Annotated in this window: 2 protein-coding genes, 1 rRNA gene and 1 pseudogene; 1 reads left to right on the forward strand and 3 read right to left on the reverse strand. The window is 46.7% G+C overall.

All coding sequences use genetic code 11. The annotated features are described in order from the left end of the window. Positions 1-111: ribosomal RNA gene (locus FW767_RS12860) — 16S ribosomal RNA — on the reverse strand; the annotation flags it as partial. Positions 112-654: 543 nt separating this feature from the next. Here FW767_RS12860 and FW767_RS12865 point away from each other — a divergent pair. Next, positions 655-1,524: an N-acetylmuramoyl-L-alanine amidase-like domain-containing protein gene (locus tag FW767_RS12865; RefSeq protein WP_205523922.1), complete on the forward strand. Its 870-nt coding sequence runs from the start codon at positions 655-657 to the stop codon at positions 1,522-1,524. Positions 1,525-1,661: 137 nt separating this feature from the next. Here FW767_RS12865 and eno read toward each other — a convergent pair whose 3' ends face one another. Together eno and FW767_RS13525 are read right to left on the reverse strand one after the other, a co-directional pair. Further along, positions 1,662-2,954: a phosphopyruvate hydratase gene (gene eno / locus FW767_RS12870; RefSeq protein ID WP_121700414.1), complete on the reverse strand. Its 1,293-nt coding sequence runs from the start codon at positions 2,952-2,954 to the stop codon at positions 1,662-1,664. A gap of 135 nt (positions 2,955-3,089) precedes the next feature. Further along, positions 3,090-3,206: pseudogene (locus tag FW767_RS13525) on the reverse strand (IS30 family transposase); the annotation flags it as partial.

The raw sequence follows: 3,206 nt of genomic DNA on the forward strand, positions 1-3,206 counted from the left end.
CGCCGGTCGCCGGCAGATATTAGCAAGCTAACATCCCCGTTGCCCCTCGACTTGCATGTGTTAGGCCTGTCGCTAGCGTTCATCCTGAGCCAGGATCAAACTCTCCGTTGTTGGTATGTTTGTTTGTATTTTTTCTGTACTGTGTACGAAACCTTGCTCAGTCCGCTCGATTTAATGGCGTAGAATTGACTCGAGTTTTAATGCTCTTGTACTACTTGTCTATTTAAATTCTGTCAATGTTCTCAAACGCTTTACGCCGCGTTCAAACAGCGTGCTGTAAACAACAAATTTTACAGCGGAAATGTTTTACAAAGTTAAGTCAAATTTTTCAATGCTGCAAATCTTTAACAACTTTTTCGCATTTAAAATTTTCATTTTGCTTTTCGCTATCTTATCGGCCTCTGCCGGATGAGCGTCATTTCTCAAAAGCGAGTGCAAAGTTAGACGGTTTTATTTTAATATCCAAATATTGCAGCATATTTTTACAAAGTTTTTTGAGCAATATTTCCCATAACGCTATGTATCAAATCTTTGCATATGGAGAAAAATTCACCATGTTTCAACCAAAGGAGGAAACGGGCGCTATATTATATACGTATCCGCTTGGCAATATGAGTAAATTTATGTAATTTTGTTTCAATAGAGTCCATGATTATGATTAAACAAATATTAACAGGAGTAATTTTAGCAGGATGCATAGGCTTCGGAAATGCGTCGCAGATCAAAGGTACACGGTTTCATGACGAAGCCAATGACACAATAAAACTGAATGCGATACTTGCGGACGCAAAAGCTCATACCGGAGACGCCAAACCCGAAGCCCGCGTAGCATATATAGGAAAACAATTTTTAGGAGTACCCTACGTAGCCGGCACCCTTGACCAAGGGGAGGAAGCCGTAACGGTGAACCTTGACGAACTTGACTGCACAACCTATGTCGAGACGGTGCTCGCACTTGCATACACCGTAGGAGAAGGAAGAACGTCGTGGCGCGACTTCGTATACAATCTTGAACGGATAAGGTATCGCGGCGGAGAGCTGAACGGATATCCCTCGCGGCTGCACTATGCAAGCGAATGGGTTATCGACAATGTCCACAGAGGTATACTGAAAGAGGCTACAGGCTCCCTACCCTATAACCAAGCAGCCGTAAAAACCATTGACTTCATGAGTGAAAACCGCAGCAAATACGCGGCACTCAGGGACTCGGCCAATTATGCGGGGATAAAGAATATGGAACTCGGCTACAGGAACCATAGGTTTCCGTACATAAAATCGAACAAAACCGGCTCAAAAGACTTGATAAGCCAACTGCACAACGGCGATGTAATACTCATTACGACTCAAATAAAAGGCCTTGACGTACAGCATATGGGAATATTGATAATAGAGGATAACGTGCCTCACCTTATGCACGCATCATCGGCGGCCGGCGCTGTAGTACTAGAGAAGACACCATTGAGCGAATACCTGCGTAAAAACCGCAGCGCATCGGGCATAAGAGTGATAAGGCTGGCCGAGTAGGAGCTCCGACCGGACCAACAGGTCCAATGACGGGCCAATAATCACAGAGAGAGAGATTTTACAATATTGAAATAAGAAAGGCTGAAAACCGACAATCGGTTTTCAGCCTTTTTCGTTAAAGGACTCAGCCTATAATATTAAGCCTGCGGCATCTTGGTGAGTTTGCCGTAGCCGTAAGCGGCGTCGCTACCGAGCTCTTCCTGAATGCGAAGGAGCTGGTTGTACTTGGCCATACGGTCGGAACGGCTTGCAGAACCGGTTTTGATCTGTCCGGCGTTGGTAGCCACAGCGATGTCGGCGATAGTAGCGTCCTCGGTCTCGCCTGAACGGTGAGAGATGACTGCGGTGTAACCATTGCGCTGAGCGAGCTCAACCGCACGGAGGGTCTCAGTGAGAGAACCGATCTGGTTAACCTTAACGAGGATAGAGTTGGCGCAACCCATCTCAATACCTTTCTGGAGGTATTTAACGTTGGTAACGAAGAGGTCGTCGCCAACGAGCTGGCAACGGTCGCCAATCAAGTCGGTAAGAATCTTCCAACCTTCCCAGTCGTTTTCAGCCATACCGTCCTCGATTGAGTCGATGGGATAGTTTTCAACGAGAGTCTTGAGGTACTCAGCCTGCTGCTGTGAAGTATACTTGGGACCATCGGCCTGCTTCCAAGTATAGTCATATATACCGTCTTTGTAGAACTCTGAAGAAGCGCAGTCAAGACCAATAGTAACGTCCTTACCGGGAACGTAGCCAGCCTTTTCGATAGCCTTCATGATGACATTAAGAGCGTCTTCGGTACCGTCGAGGTTAGGAGCGAAACCACCTTCATCGCCAACAGCAGTAGAAAGACCGCGCTCTTTGAGCACCGACTTCAGGTTGTGGAACACCTCAGTACCCATGCGGATGCCTTCTTTGAAGCAGCAAGCACCGATAGGACGGATCATGAATTCCTGAAATGCGATGGGAGCGTCAGAATGAGCTCCACCGTTGATGATATTCATCATGGGCACGGGGAGAGCGTAAGAGTTGCATCCGCCGATGTATTTGTAAAGGGGCAGGTCGAGATAGTCGGCAGCAGCCTTAGCAACAGCGAGCGATACGCCGAGGATGGCATTTGCGCCGAGGTTAGACTTAGTGTCGGTGCCGTCAAGAGCAAGCATGGCCTCGTCGATCTTGATCTGATCAAGAGCCGACATGCCTACAAGAGCGTTGGCGATAGGACCGTTAACGTTGGCAACAGCCTTGGTCACGCCCTTGCCCATGTAACGGTTTTTGTCGCCGTCGCGCAGTTCAAGAGCCTCGTTAACACCGGTAGAAGCTCCAGAAGGAACAGAAGCACGTCCACGAGCACCAGATTCGAGAATAACATCGACCTCCACTGTGGGATTTCCACGAGAGTCAAGGACCTCACGTCCAATGATTTTTTCAATTTTCATAATGTTGAATCCAAATTATAGGGTTTATAAATTTTGGTCGTCTTGCAAGAGGCAAAGTTACAAAAAAAATCGGATTGGCATTAACAAATTTCCTTAATAATCGCCAAGCTGGGTGAATAATAAAAAAACGCAGGTTCAACTGGCAAGTGCAAAATTAGCGATTTGTTTGAAGAACTCGGTTTTCGGGTTTGAAAAACCGAGTTTTTTCCGTGGTCTGAGGTTTAGTTTCTTTGCGACATTCTTGATGTATAG

The organism is Heminiphilus faecis (assembly GCF_008728965.1).
GTDB lineage: Bacteria > Bacteroidota > Bacteroidia > Bacteroidales > Muribaculaceae > Muribaculum > Muribaculum faecis.

Excerpts from the sequence above, each read along its gene's own strand:
- FW767_RS12865 (WP_205523922.1), top strand. The coding sequence starts at position 655 with ATGATTAAACAAATATTAACAGGAGTAATTTTAGCAGGATGCATAGGC.
- eno (WP_121700414.1), bottom strand. The coding sequence starts at position 2,954 with ATGAAAATTGAAAAAATCATTGGACGTGAGGTCCTTGACTCTCGTGGA.